Source organism: Lacticaseibacillus jixiensis (assembly GCF_042847315.1).
Lineage (GTDB): Bacteria > Bacillota > Bacilli > Lactobacillales > Lactobacillaceae > Lacticaseibacillus > Lacticaseibacillus jixiensis.
Window position 1 is genome coordinate 1 of sequence record NZ_BAAFPR010000001.1, and the last position, 18,504, is coordinate 18,504.

Below are 18,504 nucleotides of genomic sequence, written 5' to 3' on the forward strand. Positions count from 1 at the left end.
ACCAACGAGGTCCACAATAAGATGGTTCGGCGAGACTTTCCCAAAGGTGAATCCCTAGACGCTGTCAGCCCACAAGCTGTCGCCGAAACTCAAGATCGGCTCAACCGCCTCCCTCGTCGCCAACTCAAATATCGCACGACCGAGGAAGTCTTCATCGCTGAGCGCGCCCGAGCTCAGCGACGAGCTGCCAAGGTAGTCGTAGCCAGCTAACTCAACTCATCAAAGATAACAGTTCATCTCACGGTGTCGTGCCATGGGGTGGCTAACTTGTTCTTGCAATTTGCGAAAATCGCTATATGGACGCTATCGCTGAGTATTATTAAGGGTACACGTTCACGAAACTTGAAACTAGTCTGTACCAAATGGAGCAGCTCGTCTGGGCCCGCTAAGTGGATTGGTGAACGTTCAAGATATTTATTCAAGAAAGTATGTGGTTAAAATGACTGTATTTGGATATGCACGAGTGTCAACGCGAGGCCAGGATTTGGGTGATCAAATTGAACAGCTCAAACGGGAGGGGGCGACCGAAATCTTCTCAGAAAAGTTCACTGGAACCAAGATGGACAGGCCCGGGTTTGATAAATTATTAAAAGCAATCCAACCTGGAGACACGTTGTTGGTGACAAAACTTGATCGTATTGCCCGTAACGTTAAAGGTGCGCTGGGTGTGCTTGATGACCTGCAAGCCAAAAAAGTAACGCTACGTATATTAAATCTTGGAACGTTTGAGACGAATTCGGATGGTTCACTTACGCCTGTTGCCAAAATGATGCGAACCATGCTTTTGAGCTTTTCGGAGTTTGAGCGTGATTTGATTGTTGAGCGCACTCAAAGTGGTAAGGCCTATGCCAAGGAACATGACCCGAATTACCGCGAGGACAGACCTAGGCGGATTATCACGCCACAGTATCGGATGGCGTACGATTACTTAATGCAAGGGCATACTTATACGGAGACGGAACGGGCGACAAAACTGTCCCGTGGGACGATCTACAATATCAAAAAACAGATTGAAGCTGAAAAACAATCTAAGACCGGTAAAAATGTTGTATGATAAAAGTGTGATTTTGTTTTGCGCGAAAGACTATGGATGCCTTCCGGATACATGGCAATCTGGTGCACGCCTATGGCTGTTCAGAGATATAACTGTACGTCCAACCATGACTGACGTTAAAAGCTGGGGGACAATTTTGGAGGAACTTGAACATGGCAAAATTGCATATTTGTTTAGTTGGCGGGGAGGAGATTCATCCCTTTAAGAGCAACACTGGGCATGTCGTCACTGCAGAAGGCGATTGGATCTGCTCAAAGCATTGGAAAGAATTGGGATTTACCGGCTTCTTAGACGCGGGCCGTTATGGTGGCAAAATTACGAACGCACAGATTGCCGAGATACAGGCAACAGGGGCAAATGGCCAGGATTACATGAAAGGCGCGGGCCAATCCAGCAGCATTGAGCCAACGCAAGAGTTCAGCAAGAACTATGAGGTTGCTCCGTACCTTTCAGCGGATACTAATGCCAAGATTGCGCGCATTGCGTCTGGGACTTTTGCTATGAAGCCAAACATTAGTTTTGCTTATGATGATCTGTTGAGCTACAAAGTTGTTGAAGACGGCGACACAATTTCAAAAACCACTGATAACGGCGTAGGTCGAGCAATCGGGGGCGGGCTTGTTTTTGGGCCAGTAGGCGCACTGGTCGGAGTGTTGACCAAAAAGTCAAAGACTAAGTCCAAGAGCTTTGTAACCGACTTGCATATTGATGTCACCTTGAAAAATCATGAGAAGCCGTTGTATAAAATCACCTTAATCGGTTCTAAAACCAAACCCGGAATGATTTTAAATGCTTCAAGAAAGTCAGCAACGGAGATTGCCGCATTTTTCGACACCATTATCGCTGACAATCAGGCGTCTGAAGTTTCTGGACCAACAGCGTCATCAACAGATGCGCCAGCCGAACAGAGTACAGCAGATCAGCTTCGTGATCTTAAAGCGCTATTAGATGAAGGAATTATCAACCAAGACGACTTTGATGCTAAGAAGAAACAAATTCTTGGCTTGTAATCTGATCAGAATGGCAATGTCTGGCTTACATTGTTCCTCGCATATTTAGTTTTATATGACGAAAAAGAAACCCACCAAGTCAATTTTGACCTGGTGGGTTTCGCGTTATACAAGAGATTTGCAGTCGTTCCAGCGCGTGATGAGATCTAAGTTAGCCTCAACAACGTTGTATGTGGTCATCCCGGACGCAGAACGAACGGATCCAAACGCGGATTCCTTGATTGCGCCAAGTTTCGTCAGTTCGGCTACGATGTTCGCTGGCACCAGGGGATCGACTGCGAGCATCGTTTCTTCTGGAAAAGCCAAGACGTACTGACTGACGGGTAGAAGCAACTCTGGGTTGGTTGAGCAGCGCAACGCAATGGCGATACCGCCGAAATATTCGTACGTGCTGACCTCGATGGTATCGTACTGATCGATTGATGCGGGTAAAAGTTTAAGCATAGATATACCTCCTTATATAGAAGAAAAAACCATCAAGGGCGTATTATCCTTGATGGTTTTGTGGGGTTTTAAGCGACGGATTCGGCTTTACGTGGACGTGCAAAAGCGCGACGAATATCGATGTACCCGTCTTTGTCGGATTCTTTGTAGTCAATGCTCCAACGCGAGCCTTGAACGAGTTGTTCGTAGTAGGCTTCTTGGGCGGGGTGATTCTTGCGGATATACGCGCTTGCGTTGAGGTAGATGGGTCTGTGATCTACGTACGTCACAACGCGGAAACGTGCTGAACGCGACCCGTCAGCGTTGTCGGTGAGATTGTATTGCCGGACAACAGTGAAGAGCCCGTTTTTGAGGCCGGATTTTTCGCGATTGGCGTCAAGCTGTGCGATGTAGGCCGTCTTTTCGATGGCGTTCATTTCTTTGTATGATTTAGTCATGATGGGGTTCCTCCTATGGAATCTGTGTGTTAGCGGGCGATCGAGACATAAATGTCGGGTTCGTCCAAAATGTCGTAATCGAGATCAAAATTTCCAGCGTCATTACGGTGTAGTTCAATACCCAGTTCGTCGATTGTCATGATGAATTCCTCCTACGGAATACTGACTTGTGTGAATCCTACACATCAGTATCTCGCGGCGTAGCCGCCCCCGCTTGCAGAGCAAGCATCGCCCTTGGGGGTCTGAGCACTTGTGATCCGTGACAAATGGTGATTTAAGATGATTTAAGCCTAGTAGCGTAATACATTTTAGAGAATTGAATGCAAACATTTGGCGATCTGCGCCCCATGGTAGGTGCTTGCGGTAACCACGGGGAGATAGGTACCGCGTGCAGTAGGTAGCTATTTACACCAAAAAAGGAACCCTCCATCATTTTCAGATGAAGGGCTGTTTGAGTTAATCGACGTACCAGACGTCCTCGTCAGCAGGGTAGTCCGGGATCGCGGTGTTGCCCAGTTCTCGGAGCCACTCACGCCACGCGCGCATAGCCGATATGGCGATTTCCAACTGATGCTTGCGTGACGCACTCTTGGTCGTTTCCCAGTCGGTATGAAGTTGTGTGACGATCTCCCAAGGGTATGAAACCCAATCGTAGCCGAGTATCTCCAGTGAGATGTTCATGGCAACCCGATAATTGTTGAAGACGTCCTGTTTGAATTGTTGATCTGTCATGAGAACACGCTCCTTCTTAGTTGTGGCGAGACGTTTCTGTGTCTTGCCGTACGGCCAAGAGCGGAGCGACAAGGACTATATTTGACGGTAGAAAAAGCCGGCCAGCGGGTTCACTGGTAGGTTGAGTGGATCACATTTTTAAGATGGTTTGTGGTTGAATTGTTATCTATCCGCGAGGCGGATTCGGTACGCATGTAGCCCCCGATAAGCCCCCGGTAGCCTCCTAACAAGTACTTTTTAACGCATGAACAACTTTATAAAACGTTGATTTAACGTGATTTAGCTATCAAACAAAAGCTAATGAAAACAAGGTTACTTCCAATATTGGGCAAGCCGCTCTGGAAAGTAGGCCTCAGAAGCGTTGATGTACCGGCGTTTGTAACGTTGAGGATTTAGAAATATCTGAATTAGTCCCCAATTCGCCCCGATGGCCAGTGCCAACAAAAGCTAGCCTCCATTGGAGAGACACCACGTCAACGGTGGCAAGCATCGTTTTATTATTAGGAAGACCTGCTGTGCTGAGGTCTTTTTTTGTTTTTGTGCTGTCAGTTTAGCCATGGATGCGATTGATTGTGTGAAGCACAAGGCAGTGCGGTCTGCACACTGAAGCAGTTGGTGAGATTTATCGAAGAACAAAATTCCCGGTGTTAGCAGCTGCTAACACCGGGAATTTTTGTCATTTAAGCGTTGGTGAATGGCAGGAGCAGAATTTCAGCAGCAACCATTCATACAAAATAATGTTGCACGGTCAACGAAACAGTTTCGGCGGTTTGAGTTATTCGGTTGCCAGCGCTTTGATTGGGTCGAGCTTTGCGGCTTGCCGGGCAGGGGCCAATGCCGCTACGATCCCGATGACCACGGACACAATGACGATGCCGACACTGTAATCCCAGGAAGGCTGGAGAATCGCGTAGTGAATCGCACTGGCAATGGCGCTGTTAACACCTAGCGAAACGCCTAAAGCAATGCCGAGACCGAGTAAGCCGGCTAGCCCGCTGATTACCAGGGCTTCGGAAAGAAAGAGATAACATTCTCGAATGAAGGTGCGAGCTAGGTTGTCTGCCGTATGTTTACTGAGATATCGGATACGGATTAGACAAACCGGCTTGCTGCTTATCGGCTTTTGCCAGTCGCAGTTCATCTTTAACCTGAGCGATTGCGTCAGGTGAGCTGTACATGTTCAGTTTATAGTCGATCTCCTGCAGATTTTGTGCCAGTTGCGCTTGCTTCGCGACGACTTTTTCGCGGTGCTTGGCAAGGAGTGCTTGACGCTGCTTAACTGTGTCGGGGCCTTGCATGACGTAGGTAATGTAGGTCCGGATATCAGCGATCTTCATATCGGTATTCTTTAGACAGCAGATTGTGTGCAGCAGCTGCAGGTCACCATCGGTAAATTCGCGATAGCCTGAAGTGTTGCGAGCAACAAACGGCAACAAGCCTGACTTATCATAAAAACGCAGGGTGTAGATACTAAGGCCGGTCTTTTCTGCGACTTCTTTGATGGTATAGGTCAATATATTTCCTCCGTTCGCTTGCCCTAGAGTAGGCTCTAGGGTTTACGCTTTGAGCATAAGTTAAAGCATCACTTAAAACAAGAGAAGAAGGTAAAATTAATGACCAAAGCAGTATTAGTCACAGGAGGTAACGGCTTCCTGGCCTTACACTTGATCGCGCAGCTACTTGCTCAAAATGTACCAGTGCGTACAAGTTTGCGCAGCTTAGACAAACAGGGGCAAGTCATGACGTCCTTAAAGAACGCGGGTGCCGCGAATCTCGACCAGCTGACCTTCGCCGCGGCTGATCTGACCCATGACGCGGGTTGGCCAGCTGCCATGGCCGGCATTGACACTGTTTTTTCTGTTGCCGCTCCGGTTTTTGTCAACGGCAAGAGTGCCAGCGATGAGGTTGCCGAAGTTGCGACACAAGGCACGTTGCGGATTCTCAAGGCCGCAGAGAAAGCTGGTGTGCGCAGAGTCGTGATGACCGCGAATTTTGGCGCGGTGGGCTTTTCCAATCTTGATCCGCGGCGGCAGACCACTGAGCAAGATTGGACCGATCCAGATCAGCCCGGTTTATCGTTGTATGAGCGTTCAAAGTTGATTGCGGAACAGCGTGCCTGGGCTTACCTCAAGGATTCCGGCAGCAAGCTTGAGTTCACCACGATTAACGCTGGTGCCATGCTAGGTACCGCGTTGGGCGACCATGTTTCCGGCAGCTTTGGTATCGTCAGAAATCTGCTTGACGGTTCCCTTAAACGTATTCCCGATATCACTGTCAGTGTGGTTGACGCGCGCGACGTGGCCGCGATGCATATTTTGGCGGCACAGACTCCTGAAGCGGCAGGACAGCGGTTCTTAGCAGTGGCCGACCAGCGGTTGTCAATGCCTGAGATGGCGGCGTTAATCCGGCACGAGCGGCCTGCGTTAGCTGGCAGAATTCCGACTCGCAAGCTGTCAAGCTGGCTGATGCGTCTCGCTGCACACTTCAACCAGGTAGCCCGCGAAGGCAACTTGATGCGCACCATTTCTCATGATGTTTCTAACCAGAAGGCGAAGACTGTTTTGGACTGGCAGCCACAATACAGCGCTGAGCAGGCGGTCCTTGCGGCGGCTGATACGCTTGTCAGGATTGGCAAGCGGCCGGTCTGAGAAGGGGTTTCAGCTGGCTGAATATTGGTAAAGCTAACTAGGTCAGACGCTTGCAGAGACGTTTTTAGGATAACAAGACCTGGCCATAGAGAAGTGCCACCAGCACCGCACCGGTGGTTTCGATATCGATCACGATTTTCATGAGCTGCCTTCTATTGTGAGTGGTTCAGTCACGAATCTATTTCCAGTATTTGGTAAGGGGAAAGATAGAGCTCGCGCATGATGACATGAGCCAGTTCGTCGCTGGTCAGATTATCGTCATTAGTCAGCCAGACCATGATGGTGCTCACAATCGTATTGGTGACCAGGTTGATGGCATAGGCTGGCGGAATTTCTCGGCAGAAAGAGGCCGACCCTTTAACCACGCGCAGTTCGTGCAAGATGGCGGTTTGCAGTTCGTTGACGACGGTTCTATAAAATGCTGCATCACCGTTAGGCCCAAGCAGGAAAGTAAGCAAGGGCCTATTTTTTGCGACCAAAGAAAGGATATCGACGATCACCGGGTAAGGTTTACCGGTCGCCAGTTCCTGCAGGTTCATGGTATCTGCCATTTCTTGGTCGAGTGTTTCTTTCAGCTTGGTCATAAATTGACTTTTGAGCTGTTCGATCAGGTCATCTTTGTCCAGGTAGTGCAGGTAGAAAGTGCCGCGGCTGATGCCGGTTGCTTTGATGAGATCGGTGACGGTGATTTGGCTGAGTGATTTTTCGCGGCCCACTTTGACCAAGGCGTCGATGATGGCCGCCTCAGTCTGGGCGTTGCGTTCTTGATGGGTTGTCATGAAGACCTCCAGAGATTTTATGAACACTTTTTTAATATTTGGCCATAGAAATTTATGGTTGAGATGGTTTAATAATCACATAGTTTGATAAACACCGTGTTCATTATTTACCAATTGGAGGAGACATGCAATGACGAGTTTTATTTCGGTCAAGAATGAGACCAAGACATACGGCACAGGCAGTCATGCGGTGACGGCAAACAAGGACATCAGCTTTGAAATCGAACCTGGTGAGCTGACGATTATCCTAGGCGCATCGGGGGCCGGCAAATCGACCCTGCTTAACGTGCTTGGTGGCATGGATCATCTGACTTCTGGTTCTGTGAACGTTAATGGTGTGGAGCTGGGCGAGTTAGACAAGCGTGGGCTCAATACCTATCGGCGCAAGCAAGTCGGGTTTGTATTCCAGTTTTACAACTTGGTTCAGAACCTGACCACCGTTGAAAACGTCGAGCTTGCCTCAGAGATCGCGCCGGACGCCGTCGATGCGGTTCAGGCCTTGACGCAGGTGGGGCTGAAAGATCGCATCGAGAATTTCCCAGCGCAGCTTTCCGGTGGTGAACAGCAGCGGGTGGCCATTGCCCGCGCTATGGCCAAGAACCCCGACCTGTTGTTGGCGGACGAACCAACTGGTGCCTTGGATTACAAGACGGGCAAGAAGATCCTGCAGCTGTTCCAAGATTTTGCCCGCGAATCCGGCAAGAATGTGATCATCGTGACCCATAATTCAATGATCCGGCCGATGGCAGATCACGTCATTGAAATCGCAGACGGCCAGGTCAAGGCAGACGAGCGCAACGATAAGCCGACGCCTGTGGCCGAGATTGAATGGTAGGCGAGCGCGATGAAGATGCTAAATAAGAATATCGCGCGTGAGTTCAAGCTTTCCATTGCCCGGTTCATTTCGGTTTCCGCACTGTTAATGCTTGGCGTGTTCGTGCTAATCGGGCTGAATGTCACCGGCCCGAACATGCGCCGCACCGCGCAGAAGTCCTATACTGCAGAGCACCTTGCCGATGCGAAAGTGACGTCGGCCGTGGCTTTAGATGCTAATGACCGGCAGACGGTGCGTCAGTTGTCCGGTATCAAGACCGCAGAGTTTGGGCATACGACCGATGTTGTGATCAAAGGCAGTCAGCACGCGATGAGGATTCAAAGCAACCCAGTAACGCTGTCGAAGCTCACAATCACGAAAGGCCGCAAAGCCAAAGCCGCTGATGAAATCGTCTTAAGCGATAAGCTGTCTGGCAAGTATCAGCTCGGGCAGCACGTCACTTTTGCTTCCGGCAAGACTGGTAGCACAACCGGTTTAAAGAAGCAGACCTATAAGATCGTCGGCTTTGCCACTTCCACCGAATTCCTGAAGAAGGACAGCCTCGGTTCTACTAGTCTCGGCAGCGGAACACTGTACGGATTTGGTTACGTGACCAAGTCGGCGTTTTCCAGCAGTAAACCGAACGTCGCCCGGTTAGCCTTTACTAATCCTATAGGCCAGGCCTACTCAACCAGCTACGAGCACCACGCCAAGACGCTGACGGACAAGCTGCAAAAGAAGCTGAATGCACGCAACAAGACGCGCGTGGCGGACCTGCGCACAGAGCTGAATGACAAGATCAGTTCTGGAGAAAGTCAGATCCAGACGAATGAAGCAGCAATCGAGACTGCCAGCACACAGCTGACTGCAGCGCAGCAGCAGCTGTCAACGCAGCTCGCCGCAGCCAAGACGGCGAACAATGCCACGGCTGTTGCCCAAATCGATGCTAAACAACAAGCACTCGATCAACAGGCCGCTGCGTTGAAGTCTAAGCAGACAGCGCTGGCAACGGCGAAGTCTGATCTGGCAGAGGCCAAGACAACGCGCAAGCAGCTGGGTGACGTGACCTTTACTGTTGAAAGCCGTAACGATTATAACGACGGCTACAATAACTACGGCGAAGACGCCCAACGGATCGACGTCTTGGGCCGCTCCTTCCCAGCATTCTTCTTCCTGATCGCGATTCTGGTCAGCTTCACGACGATGCAGCGCATGGTCGAAGAAAAGCGTATCGAGATGGGGACCATGCGTGCCCTTGGCTACAGTACCGGCGAAGTGATGCGTGAGTTCTTGGTTTACAGCGTGACTACGGCGGTCACGGGGACAGTGCTTGGCAGTGTCCTTGGGTTGGTCGTCCTGCCGCGTATCATCTTCAACGCATACACGGCTAACTTCAACTTTTCAACGCTGCTGCTGGCACCACATCTCGGTTATGTCGCGGTGAGCCTGGTATTAGCCTTGGCGTCAACAGTGCTGGCATCATGGCTGGCGGCGCGGTCTTCTTTGAAGATCATTCCGGCCGAACTGATGCTGCCGAAGCCGCCGGCAAATGGTTCGCGAATCCTTTTGGAGCGGATTAAGCCGTTGTGGCGGAAGATGAGTTTTTCCTACAAAGTGACTGCCCGCAACCTGTTCCGATATAAGGGCCGCATGTTCATGACGATCATCGGGGTCGCCGGGGCCACTGCGCTGATGATCACCGGCTTTGGGATTCGAGATTCATTGAATACCATTGTTGACCGGCAGTTTGGCAACATCAGTCAGTACGATCTCGTGACCGTGTATAATCCCAACGCCGGCACCAGTGACGTTCACAAGGCGCAAGCAGCGGTGACGGATTCAAGCCAGGTCAAGCGCAACACTGCGGCATATTTTGCCAATGTATACGCGACTGCAAGCGATTCTGATACGCGAGAAAGTATTGCTTTGATGGTACCGAAGTCTGATAGCCAGCTAGATCATTACATCAAGCTGCGTGACTATAAGACTGGTAAGAAGCTTTCACTGACCGATAATGGCGCAGTGGTGTCCCAGAAGCTCGCGAAGTTGCAAGGGGCGAGCGTCGGCGATACGATCAGTCTTAAAGACACTGATGGCACCGCGCACAAGGTCAAGATCGCAGCGATTACCACCATGTATGCCGGGCACTACGTTTACATGAACCAGACATATTACCAGAAAGTCTACGACAAAGCGGCGACGCCAAATGCCTACCTCGTCACCTTGAAGCACAACACAAGCAAGTCAGTGAACGCCTTTGCGTCAAAGTTCAACCACCACGAAGCGGCAGTTGAGATTGTGCAGTCCAGAGAAACCAAGAAGACCATTACCAACATTCTGGGCAATCTGAGCAACCTGATCCTCGTGCTGGTGGTCAGCGCATCGCTATTGTCGCTGGTCGTGCTTTACACGCTGACAAACATCAACGTGTCCGAGCGGATGCGGGAACTCTCTACCCTGAAAGTGCTTGGTTTCTATCCGCGAGAAGTGCTCATGTACATTTATCGCGAAACCAACATTTTGACCGGTGCTGGGATCGTGGTCGGCATTGGTGTTGGCTATCTGTTCCACGCCTACATCATGGATCTACTGCCGCCAGCCACAGCGATGGTGGCGCCAGGGCTGACGTGGATCAACATCTTGATTTCAGTCGTGTTGACCATTGTCTTCTCGTTGATGGTGATGTTCATGATGAACCGGAAGATTCAAAGTGTGGATATGCTAGAAGCGTTGAAGTCAGTTGATTAGAGCTTTTGCCAAAACAAAAGACCAAGCCGATATTCGGTCTGGTCTTTTGTTTTGCAGATACTTAAATCAGTTTGTTGGCTGAGTCTTTGGTTATGTCCAATCAACACTATGAAGTGGTGCGCTTTGCGCTGTTAAAGTATAGTGGTGTTGATTTTAATGCCGGGATTAGCGGTGCAGTCGGCCAACGGGTGCCTATAATTGAACCTAATGGGAGTATCGCCGCAAATTCCATAAAATGTGCAAGTATATCTCTGGATAGCGAATTTGGGACACTTGTGATTACATGGCGGTGAAAGCATCAGGAGCTGATTGATGAACCTGGAAGAGACTACCAGTTTAATACCGGTAGAATGCGCCGCCACACTACTGGGGACTTGTCGTCAATCTAGTTTTCTGAACCAGCTTGGTACCAAGAATCCACAAAAAAGTCCGACTTTCTGGTTAGATAGAATCGCGCTAATGGCGACTTTCCACCAGGTAAGTGACAGTTATTGAATTTCTTGTGCGGATTACGCTCCAAAGCACTCGGCAAAACGGGCAATGATACTAGTGGATTGTGGGTCTGGACTAAGCTTGCTTGCTCATTGTGCATGTGTGGATTCATCGAGGTGTCCAGCGGATATAACGCCGTTGCAAGCCGAGACATAAAATAGCGCCTCTTCCTGAAGCATCGGGAAGAGGCGCTTTGTGTTCGGCTAAAACCGCACTCACTTCAACCGCTGTCAGTGGGCAATAGTTATCACCGACTGGCAAAAGCAGGGTCAGCCGCGCGATTGGCATCAGGAAACGCGGCGAGTACGGTTTGGTAAGCGGCACAAACGGCTTGCGGAATGGTCACATGCGCAATGAAACCCTTGCCCAGCGGCCCATAGCCGCTGGGTGAATCACGCAGTCGGGCAATTTCACCACAAAGCAAGGCCACATATTGCCGCAGCGGCCACATCCCCAAAGGCGGGTCGATGAAAGTCAAGTTTTCCGCTACGCGCACTTGATACGCAGCATAGTTGACGATCGACGCTTCAGGCGCGAACTTCTGTAACGTCGCAGCCATGCGCCGCTGCATGGTGGCATCTTGCACGAGCAGAAACGATCGAGGCTGATAGTGGTGCGCGCCCAATAAAGCCAGCAAATTGGTGATATTATTGCCGCAATTAGTTGACTTGCGTTCACACCAATCAACTTGCAAACCGTATTGGGCTTGTAAGAAGTTGGCAAATAAGTCAGCTTCGGTTGCGGCGGCAGGAACGCTGGGATACAACGCCTGCATCTGGGCAAACAAAGCTTGCGTGGTGTGGCCAAAGCCGCCAACAATAACATAACGCTTAGCGCATTGGTGCTTGATGGCTTCGGCAAAGACAGCTCCGCCAGCGACGATCGATCCGCCAAACAAGACCGCGACGTCGACTGGTGGTTGGCTGGCGTCAGACAGGCTCGGCCAGTCGCGCGGCCCACAAAACGCCGCCAGGGTGTTGATTGCTGCTGCAAGTGACATAATCATCCCTCCATGCCGTCATTATACCGCAGATCAATACTGCTAGTGTTTGCTGGTACGCCGTTAAGCAGTGAGCGGGAGCTGATGTAACCGCTATCTAAACCGTGCAGCAAGACTTCTTGGGTAGTCAATGGACCGCAGATACCAGCAACCACGCGTGAAAGCTTATGTTTTTTCGTTCTGAGATGGTTTATGATTGAGCAAAGAGACATTGATACCGCTTACGCATCGCTGCAAACGGATCATGTTAAACAATTGGAGGCGTACGGAATGAAAATCAAGTTGGATGACGTCATCGAAAGTATCGAACTTTCTAACGAGGACATCAGTTACGTATTAGACAGCAAAACTGGCGAAACCCTGCTGTATTCAGATGACAGCGCGGTGGATGCCGATGACTTCGATATCAACGATGAACGCTACATCACCCTGCCTGGTCAGTGGGAACGCGACGACTACCGGATCATGCAGGATTTCATCGCCGCCTTGCCAGCAGGAGAGGCCCGAGATCAGCTCGCCGATGCGATTCACGGGCGCGGCGCGTTTCGGATGTTTCGGGCTACAGTTGAGCGGCAAGGGCTATTGCAACAGTGGTATGCTTTCAAAGATGAGGCATATCGGCAACTGGCGGTGGACTGGTGCCAACACCATGGTTTTGCTTACGAATGAGCAGATCCACCAAGGCTGCATTCACTAACGAACAGATGACGTTAATAACGCAGCTTGGTCAAATCAGCCAGTGCTGGTTTACACGGCGCATATCGGACCTGGTACGGCAGTTTTCAACGTCAATAAAGGCATCTCTTACCCTAACAATCAGGGTGAGGGATGCCTTTATTTTCTTCCATCAAGTGCCTGCAGACTAGGCGTCACCATCAGGCCAGTCTTCTGGGTGATCTTGGTACCAAGAATCAACGAACAGATCGATGGCTTCATCTGGCAAAATCGCACCGATTGGAATATCCGGTTGCGTCATGTAAATCGCTTCGTGCTCGAAAAACGCCACCAGGGTCAAATCCACATCAGACTCTGGTTCGTCTGTTGGTAATGGGCCGGCAATTTCGGGTTCGTGCCAAGGCTTGAAAGGGGCAAACGCCTTGCGGAATTTACGATTCGGGTCAACGGCATAAATCCTAACTGCCGCATAGTGCATCGCATAATTCCAATAGTCGGGCCTGATCCACAAATCAATGTTGCTGCGGATCGTCTCGCGATAGTCCTCAAAAGCGCCGAGATAAGTCGGCTCATCAGCCTGGGCATCGTCTGTATCTGCAGATTGTGGATCCGTGTGTTGTTGCAAGCCGACATGCGCGGCATACGCTTGCCAAAGCAGGTGATGCAACACCCGCTGCGTCGTGGCTAAATTGGCGTAGGAAATCATGTCATTAGTTTGCGCGTCGCGGATCAAATAGCGTTTGGTTACTGGCAACTTAGTCGCGCCTCCGATCTGAATTGGCTTGATTGAGAACCTTGGCCGCGTCTTGGGCTTTGCGTGCCTGTTCTTGCCGCAAGAAAGCGGCCAACACCTCTGGTTCTGGTGCCGCAACATGGTCAATATCAGTTGGGGTTAATTTAGGTTGATCTGACATGCTCTGCCTCCTGTTAGGTGCTTGTTACCGCCAATGATGACAAATTAGACCGGCGCGGCCGAATCAATCAGCACACGCGTATACAAAAACCCAGCTCGCAAGCCGGGTTCAATGCTATCGCCTCATTGGGGGAAGCGATAGCGCCATCTGCGCCATCCCCGTCGTGGTGAAGTCGGAGGTGGTTTGATACGTCCGTCGGTTGGGGCCAACGAACGTTGACACGTTGACTGACATATCAAAGAGCTGGCAGATATCCAAAAGTCAAATCCAAACAATGCCAGGGTCGGCCATGATTTTGCGCACAAAAAAACCAGTCGCTGCTCAGACGCTTAGCACTAACCAATGGATAGTGTTCCATATATGCAACTCGCATTTGTGGAATAAGCTAATCTGAAGACCGGCCGGTCATTTTTTGAAAATATTAGACATCTAGGAAATAGTATACACGCCAACAGGGGCTACAGCAATGAGAAATTGCGCAAAGACTTGACAGGTGTTGCGTCAGCGCCGCAGCTCAATCATCAGATGAACAGTCGCTGCATGTTTCGGCAACACTGTTGGCTTGGCGCAGGCGCAAGGTCGCAATTAAAGCCAGCGCGCCCATGGCGATGCCGCCAAGCGGGGTGAGCCACAATCCCCAATGCGTCAACAACTGTCCTCCGGCAAATGAGCCGATCATGATGCCGACATTAAATCCCGAAATATTCAAGGCTGACGCCAATTGCGCATCTGCAGGCAGTTCGTCTTCGGCAATTTGCATTGTTAACAACTGCAAACCTGGCACATTCATAAACGCTAACAAACCCAGCAAGATCACCAGCACCAACCCGATAACCTGATCATGAATACCCCAAGCCATTATCAACATCAGCATGGTTAACCCGCCAAACATCCCACTCAAAGCCCGCAGCGGCTGCAGGTTACTCAAGCGGCCGCCAAGGCTATTGCCAACAGCTACAGCCGCGCCATAGCCCAACAAGATCCAGACACTGGCGCGACTTGACCAGCCTTGCTTGGTCAAGATGGCCCCTAAATATGTGTAGACGGGAAAACTTGCGCCATAGCCAAGCGCAGTGATCACCAATCCGGCGCGGATGCGCGGATTACGCAACAAGCGCCCGATCCCCCCGCGTGCACTGGGCGTAGGAAGCGGTAAATCATTAGGGACTAACCAACTATTGGTGACCAATGCCACCAGTCCTAAAGCGGCAATAAACCCGAAAGCAACCCGCCAGCTGGCATGTTGGGCAATGAAGGTCCCCAACGGCACCCCGGTTACCGTGGCTACGGTCAAACCGGTGAATATTGTTGCGATTGCACTGGCACGGCGATCAACGGTGACGACATTGGCAGCGATCACTGTGGCCACCGCCATGAACAAGCCATGTGCCAGCGCGGCGATAACCCGGCCAATCAGTAACATCGCGAAACTCGGCGCGCTTGCGGTGACGAGATTACCAACCACGAAGGTGACCATCACCGCTAATAACAACTGCTTGCGCGGCAATCTCGCAGTTGCCGCCGTTAACAGCGGTGCGCCGACCATGATTCCTGCGGCATAAGCTGACACCGTCAAACCTGCGGTACTTAAATCGACACCAAACGCGTTAACGATCAAAGGCATCACGCCGACGCTGATGAACTCGGTCATCCCAATCGCAAACGCGCTTATGGCCAACGCTAGTAAAGTCAGGGAAGCACCAAAGCGAGTTCTGTTTTGTTTCATATCTTCCTCCTGCATTCGCTTGTCTTAGCAACAGAAATTGATTATACTGGCTGAGCACCAAACAACAAGCATGCACTATAATGTGCCTTACGCACCTTTTAGTGCCTATGGAGGTAATATGGCGACTTACAATATTGGCGTTGAAGCAACGATGGAAGTCATCGGTGGTAAGTGGAAAGCCATCATCTTGTGTCACTTACGCCATCAAGCCATGCGCAACGGTGAATTGCGGCGGGCGATCCCGCAAATCACGCAGAAAATGCTAACGCAACAGCTTCGTGAACTGGAACATGACGGTATCGTCAGCCGCACTGTGTTCGATCAGATCCCGCCGCATGTTGAATATGCCTTGACGGCGCGCGGCGAAAGTCTCAATGGTTTGTTGAATCAGCTGTGTAAATGGGGAGAGGAGCTGATCGATAGCCGTTGCGCCGCAGGGGAGCAAATCACCTTGCACCATCGCGATGATGTCAGTTTGATGCCGCCGCAAGTTAAGTCAGAATAGACGCTTGGCCAACGTGACGGTATGATAGGACCAGGAGGTATGCTATGAAGATCTTAACCTTATACGCCTTGCCTAAAGCCGCCAAGCCCGACTTATTGGCGGCTCATCCTGACTGGCAAATCATCGAGCGCGATCAATACCAGCCCGCGATGGGCGCAACCATCGATGTGATTTTGGGCTGGAATGCCGATGCCCAAGCCCTGATTGAAAAACCGAATCGCGTGCGCTTTGTGCAGGCGATGTCCGCCGGAGTCGATTATTTGCCGCTGGCGAGTTTGCAAGCGCAGCACATCCAATTGGCCAACACCGCAGGCATTCACGCTGAGCCGATCGCCGAATATGTGCTTGGCGGGATCTTGGCCATGGCCCGCGGCTTCTATCCGCAAGCCACCAACTGGGACGCGCAGGCCCGCTTTAAGCAAATGTGGACCTTGCGCCACAAACAAGCCGTCGTCTTTGGCACCGGCCATATCGGCCAAGCAGTGGCGCGCCACTTAAGTGAATTTGGTGCGACGGTCATTGGCGTCAATCATTCTGGGCGCAAAGTGGCAGGCTTTGTTCAAACATTAACCAAACAAGCAGCCGCGCAAGCCGTGGCGCAAGCTGACATTATCGTCAACACCATGCCATTAACCCCTGAAACCACACATTATTTTGACGCCACATTTTTTGCGCAGCTGCAGGCTAAGCCGGTATTTGTCAACGTGGGGCGCGGGGCGTCTGTGGCAACCGACGACTTGTTACAGGCTTTGAACAGCAACCAGGTAGGCAGGGCGGTGCTTGATGTCTTTGAAGACGAACCGCTGCCGGTTGACCATCCGCTGTGGCGGCGTGCTGATGTGTTGATCACGCCGCACATCAGCGGCCAAACCGAGCAATTGCGCCGACAAGTGGCCGAAATTTTCGTGCCGAACCTTGAAGCCTTGGCGGCGACTGGTCAAATTGCGACACATATTGTGGACTTAACGCTAGGGTACTGACAAGTCGCTGCATTTTGGGTATACTGTGGTTGTAATCGGTTTCACGTGCAAAAGGAGGAACTTAAATGAGCCAACGGACCACGGAGATTATCAGCCTACTTGAAGATGCCTTGCTGACCAAACGGCCGGTGAAGGTCAAGACGATCGATAAGCAACAGTTGCACGGGGTGATCGATGCCATCGCGCCTGGGACGGTCAAACCGTATCAAGAGCGCAGCACCGTGACAATCACCACCACGAAAGGGGCAAAGCGCATCCAAGAATATGCCATTGCCCACATTGCGTGGGCGTAAATCAGCATGTTACACCGTCGAAACGACCTGATCGAACCGATTACGCCCAACCTAAACCAATAAAAAGACCCCGCAACCGTGATTGGTTGCGGGGTCTTCGTGACATCAGCTGACTAACAAATCGATGATATCATCAGTGGGAATCCCGGTGAAGTATTGGTTTAAATCGAGCTTGGCTAAAGCGGCACTGACATGTGCGCGATCATATACCACACCAGTCAAGGCTTGGGCAACTTCTGCCACATCTTTGGGCCCGAAGAAATCACCATAGAAGGTGATGCTTTGGATCTTGCCGGCGTCGGTGGTCAAGCGCGCATCGATGGTACCCATGTCAAAGTGCTTGCGCTTCTTGGTGGTGTATGCCGGTGACTTGCCGAAGTTCCAGTCCCAATTGGAGAACTGCGCGGCGTTGATTTGATCGATCGCCACTTGATCTTCTTTGGTGATGTGATATTCGCGGTCTTTGATCTCAGCCACGTCTTTGACGCCAAACAGCCGCGTCAACAGCACATCGCGAAATTCCGGTACCGTGAGGGATTGAAACTTTGGAGCCAAATACGGCCGCAGGTTGGTCACGCGGCTGCGTACGCTTTGAATGCCTTTAGAAGCGATCTTATCGGCAGGCACGTTTAAGACCTTTGGCACTTGAGACATATCCACATCAAGCATCAACGTGCCATGGCAGAACGTCTTGCCGTTGCGTGAATACATGGCAGAGCCGGAGAACTTGCGGCCGTCAACGAGAATATCGTTGCGCCCGGAAACTTCGGCAGTGGTGGCGCCCATGGCATGCAAGGCGTCGACGATCGGCTGGGTGAAGGACTTGAAGTCCCCGAATTCTTCAGAATCAGAATCCACCACAAACGAGAAGCACAGATTGCCTAAATCGTGGTACACCGCACCGCCGCCGGAAGTGCGGCGGGTGACGGTAACGTTGTGTTGTTGGATATAATCGAGGTTCAGTTCTTCTTGGGCATTCTGATTGCGGCCGATGATAACACTTGGCTCTTCATAATAGAACAGTAATAGCGGCTCATCAAAATTCTTCTGGTTCATCAGGTACTGTTCAGTTGCGAGATTCTCACGAATATCGTGTTTTGGCATGATCACATAATACATTACTGGTTCCTCCAGTCTAAACAGTGAGTTGATTACTGTTACATTGTAAACGCTATTACTGTATTTGAAAACCCTTGTGGACAAAGTATTTTGTTCACAAGTGCACCGGCTGGTGGAGTGGGGTATAATTACCC

19 protein-coding genes and 1 pseudogene are annotated in these 18,504 nt (G+C 50.9%); 10 read left to right on the forward strand and 10 right to left on the reverse strand.

Annotated features, from left to right (window positions below):
• From ACGG90_RS00005 to ACGG90_RS00015, 3 genes and pseudogenes are all read left to right on the forward strand, one after another.
• Nucleotides 1-210, forward strand: a pseudogene (locus ACGG90_RS00005) (IS30 family transposase); the annotation flags it as partial.
• A 229-nt stretch (nt 211-439) separates the two neighbouring features.
• Nucleotides 440-1,054: a recombinase family protein gene (locus ACGG90_RS00010; protein ID WP_390404866.1), complete on the forward strand. Its 615-nt coding sequence runs from the start codon at nt 440-442 to the stop codon at nt 1,052-1,054.
• A 152-nt stretch (nt 1,055-1,206) separates the two neighbouring features.
• Nucleotides 1,207-2,064 (forward strand): SHOCT domain-containing protein, encoded by an 858-nt coding sequence (locus tag ACGG90_RS00015; protein ID WP_390404219.1) that lies wholly within the window; start codon nt 1,207-1,209, stop codon nt 2,062-2,064.
• A 105-nt stretch (nt 2,065-2,169) separates the two neighbouring features.
• Here ACGG90_RS00015 and ACGG90_RS00020 read toward each other — a convergent pair whose 3' ends face one another.
• The 4 genes from ACGG90_RS00020 to ACGG90_RS00035 form a co-directional block, all read right to left on the reverse strand.
• Entirely contained in the window at nt 2,170-2,508 is a 339-nt protein-coding gene (locus ACGG90_RS00020; protein ID WP_390404222.1) for a hypothetical protein, read from the reverse strand.
• 68 nt (nt 2,509-2,576) lie between these two features.
• Nucleotides 2,577-2,945, reverse strand: coding sequence for a hypothetical protein (locus tag ACGG90_RS00025; protein ID WP_390404225.1), 369 nt, complete (start codon nt 2,943-2,945; stop codon nt 2,577-2,579).
• A gap of 456 nt (nt 2,946-3,401) precedes the next feature.
• Nucleotides 3,402-3,677 carry a hypothetical protein gene (locus tag ACGG90_RS00030; RefSeq protein WP_390404228.1) on the reverse strand — a complete coding sequence of 92 codons (276 nt, stop codon included), beginning with the start codon at nt 3,675-3,677 and terminating at the stop codon, nt 3,402-3,404.
• A gap of 1,070 nt (nt 3,678-4,747) precedes the next feature.
• Nucleotides 4,748-5,191 carry a MerR family transcriptional regulator gene (locus tag ACGG90_RS00035; RefSeq protein ID WP_390404230.1) on the reverse strand — a complete coding sequence of 148 codons (444 nt, stop codon included), beginning with the start codon at nt 5,189-5,191 and terminating at the stop codon, nt 4,748-4,750.
• Between the two features lie 99 nt (nt 5,192-5,290).
• On the opposite strand from ACGG90_RS00035, the gene ACGG90_RS00040 reads away from it, so the two are divergent.
• Nucleotides 5,291-6,325 (forward strand): NAD-dependent epimerase/dehydratase family protein, encoded by a 1,035-nt coding sequence (locus tag ACGG90_RS00040; protein ID WP_390404232.1) that lies wholly within the window; start codon nt 5,291-5,293, stop codon nt 6,323-6,325.
• Nucleotides 6,326-6,495: 170 nt separating this feature from the next.
• Here ACGG90_RS00040 and ACGG90_RS00045 read toward each other — a convergent pair whose 3' ends face one another.
• Nucleotides 6,496-7,104, reverse strand: a complete 609-nt coding sequence (locus ACGG90_RS00045; protein WP_390404235.1) for a TetR/AcrR family transcriptional regulator — start codon at nt 7,102-7,104, stop codon at nt 6,496-6,498.
• 130 nt (nt 7,105-7,234) lie between these two features.
• Between ACGG90_RS00045 and ACGG90_RS00050 the strand changes: the two genes are divergently transcribed.
• Together ACGG90_RS00050 and ACGG90_RS00055 are read left to right on the forward strand one after the other, a co-directional pair.
• The gene (locus ACGG90_RS00050; RefSeq protein ID WP_390404238.1) at nt 7,235-7,939 is read left to right on the forward strand and encodes an ABC transporter ATP-binding protein; all 705 of its coding nucleotides are present in this window, start codon (nt 7,235-7,237) and stop codon (nt 7,937-7,939) included.
• Between the two features lie 9 nt (nt 7,940-7,948).
• Nucleotides 7,949-10,666, forward strand: a complete 2,718-nt coding sequence (locus tag ACGG90_RS00055) for an ABC transporter permease (RefSeq protein ID WP_390404240.1) — start codon at nt 7,949-7,951, stop codon at nt 10,664-10,666.
• 739 nt (nt 10,667-11,405) lie between these two features.
• Here the strand turns inward: ACGG90_RS00055 and ACGG90_RS00060 are convergent.
• A complete protein-coding gene (locus ACGG90_RS00060; RefSeq protein WP_390404242.1) occupies nt 11,406-12,158 on the reverse strand; it encodes an ElyC/SanA/YdcF family protein in 753 nt (250 codons plus the stop codon).
• A 270-nt stretch (nt 12,159-12,428) separates the two neighbouring features.
• Between ACGG90_RS00060 and ACGG90_RS00065 the strand changes: the two genes are divergently transcribed.
• A complete protein-coding gene (locus tag ACGG90_RS00065) occupies nt 12,429-12,827 on the forward strand; it encodes a UPF0158 family protein (RefSeq protein WP_390404245.1) in 399 nt (132 codons plus the stop codon).
• A gap of 193 nt (nt 12,828-13,020) precedes the next feature.
• Here ACGG90_RS00065 and ACGG90_RS00070 read toward each other — a convergent pair whose 3' ends face one another.
• The 3 genes from ACGG90_RS00070 to ACGG90_RS00080 form a co-directional block, all read right to left on the reverse strand.
• On the reverse strand, nt 13,021-13,587 hold the full coding sequence (locus tag ACGG90_RS00070; RefSeq protein ID WP_390404246.1) for a hypothetical protein: 567 nt from the start codon (nt 13,585-13,587) through the stop codon (nt 13,021-13,023).
• 1 nt (nt 13,588) lies between these two features.
• Nucleotides 13,589-13,747 (reverse strand): hypothetical protein, encoded by a 159-nt coding sequence (locus ACGG90_RS00075; protein WP_390404248.1) that lies wholly within the window; start codon nt 13,745-13,747, stop codon nt 13,589-13,591.
• A 514-nt stretch (nt 13,748-14,261) separates the two neighbouring features.
• A complete protein-coding gene (locus ACGG90_RS00080; protein WP_390404251.1) occupies nt 14,262-15,473 on the reverse strand; it encodes an MFS transporter in 1,212 nt (403 codons plus the stop codon).
• A 118-nt stretch (nt 15,474-15,591) separates the two neighbouring features.
• Here ACGG90_RS00080 and ACGG90_RS00085 point away from each other — a divergent pair, with 118 nt between their 5' ends.
• The 3 genes from ACGG90_RS00085 to ACGG90_RS00095 all read left to right on the forward strand — a co-directional run bounded on the left by ACGG90_RS00085 (nt 15,592) and on the right by ACGG90_RS00095 (nt 17,251).
• Nucleotides 15,592-15,978: a winged helix-turn-helix transcriptional regulator gene (locus tag ACGG90_RS00085; protein ID WP_390404253.1), complete on the forward strand. Its 387-nt coding sequence runs from the start codon at nt 15,592-15,594 to the stop codon at nt 15,976-15,978.
• Nucleotides 15,979-16,022: 44 nt separating this feature from the next.
• Complete coding sequence (locus ACGG90_RS00090; protein WP_390404255.1) at nt 16,023-16,958, forward strand: NAD(P)-dependent oxidoreductase; 936 nt, start codon at nt 16,023-16,025, stop codon at nt 16,956-16,958.
• Between the two features lie 65 nt (nt 16,959-17,023).
• Complete coding sequence (locus ACGG90_RS00095) at nt 17,024-17,251, forward strand: hypothetical protein (protein ID WP_390404258.1); 228 nt, start codon at nt 17,024-17,026, stop codon at nt 17,249-17,251.
• 105 nt (nt 17,252-17,356) lie between these two features.
• Here ACGG90_RS00095 and ACGG90_RS00100 read toward each other — a convergent pair whose 3' ends face one another.
• A complete protein-coding gene (locus ACGG90_RS00100; protein WP_390404260.1) occupies nt 17,357-18,370 on the reverse strand; it encodes a lipoate--protein ligase in 1,014 nt (337 codons plus the stop codon).
• Nucleotides 18,371-18,504 lie beyond the last annotated feature (134 nt).

Bases quoted from the DNA above. Each gene is read 5' to 3' on its own strand.
- ACGG90_RS00010 (WP_390404866.1), top strand. From the start codon at position 440: ATGACTGTATTTGGATATGCACGAGTGTCAACGCGAGGCCAGGATTTG.
- ACGG90_RS00015 (WP_390404219.1), top strand. From the start codon at position 1,207: ATGGCAAAATTGCATATTTGTTTAGTTGGCGGGGAGGAGATTCATCCC.
- ACGG90_RS00020 (WP_390404222.1), bottom strand. From the start codon at position 2,508: ATGCTTAAACTTTTACCCGCATCAATCGATCAGTACGATACCATCGAG.
- ACGG90_RS00025 (WP_390404225.1), bottom strand. From the start codon at position 2,945: ATGACTAAATCATACAAAGAAATGAACGCCATCGAAAAGACGGCCTAC.
- ACGG90_RS00030 (WP_390404228.1), bottom strand. From the start codon at position 3,677: ATGACAGATCAACAATTCAAACAGGACGTCTTCAACAATTATCGGGTT.
- ACGG90_RS00040 (WP_390404232.1), top strand. From the start codon at position 5,291: ATGACCAAAGCAGTATTAGTCACAGGAGGTAACGGCTTCCTGGCCTTA.
- ACGG90_RS00045 (WP_390404235.1), bottom strand. From the start codon at position 7,104: ATGACAACCCATCAAGAACGCAACGCCCAGACTGAGGCGGCCATCATC.
- ACGG90_RS00050 (WP_390404238.1), top strand. From the start codon at position 7,235: ATGACGAGTTTTATTTCGGTCAAGAATGAGACCAAGACATACGGCACA.
- ACGG90_RS00055 (WP_390404240.1), top strand. From the start codon at position 7,949: ATGAAGATGCTAAATAAGAATATCGCGCGTGAGTTCAAGCTTTCCATT.
- ACGG90_RS00060 (WP_390404242.1), bottom strand. From the start codon at position 12,158: ATGTCACTTGCAGCAGCAATCAACACCCTGGCGGCGTTTTGTGGGCCG.
- ACGG90_RS00065 (WP_390404245.1), top strand. From the start codon at position 12,429: ATGAAAATCAAGTTGGATGACGTCATCGAAAGTATCGAACTTTCTAAC.
- ACGG90_RS00075 (WP_390404248.1), bottom strand. From the start codon at position 13,747: ATGTCAGATCAACCTAAATTAACCCCAACTGATATTGACCATGTTGCG.
- ACGG90_RS00080 (WP_390404251.1), bottom strand. From the start codon at position 15,473: ATGAAACAAAACAGAACTCGCTTTGGTGCTTCCCTGACTTTACTAGCG.
- ACGG90_RS00085 (WP_390404253.1), top strand. From the start codon at position 15,592: ATGGCGACTTACAATATTGGCGTTGAAGCAACGATGGAAGTCATCGGT.
- ACGG90_RS00090 (WP_390404255.1), top strand. From the start codon at position 16,023: ATGAAGATCTTAACCTTATACGCCTTGCCTAAAGCCGCCAAGCCCGAC.
- ACGG90_RS00095 (WP_390404258.1), top strand. From the start codon at position 17,024: ATGAGCCAACGGACCACGGAGATTATCAGCCTACTTGAAGATGCCTTG.
- ACGG90_RS00100 (WP_390404260.1), bottom strand. From the start codon at position 18,370: ATGTATTATGTGATCATGCCAAAACACGATATTCGTGAGAATCTCGCA.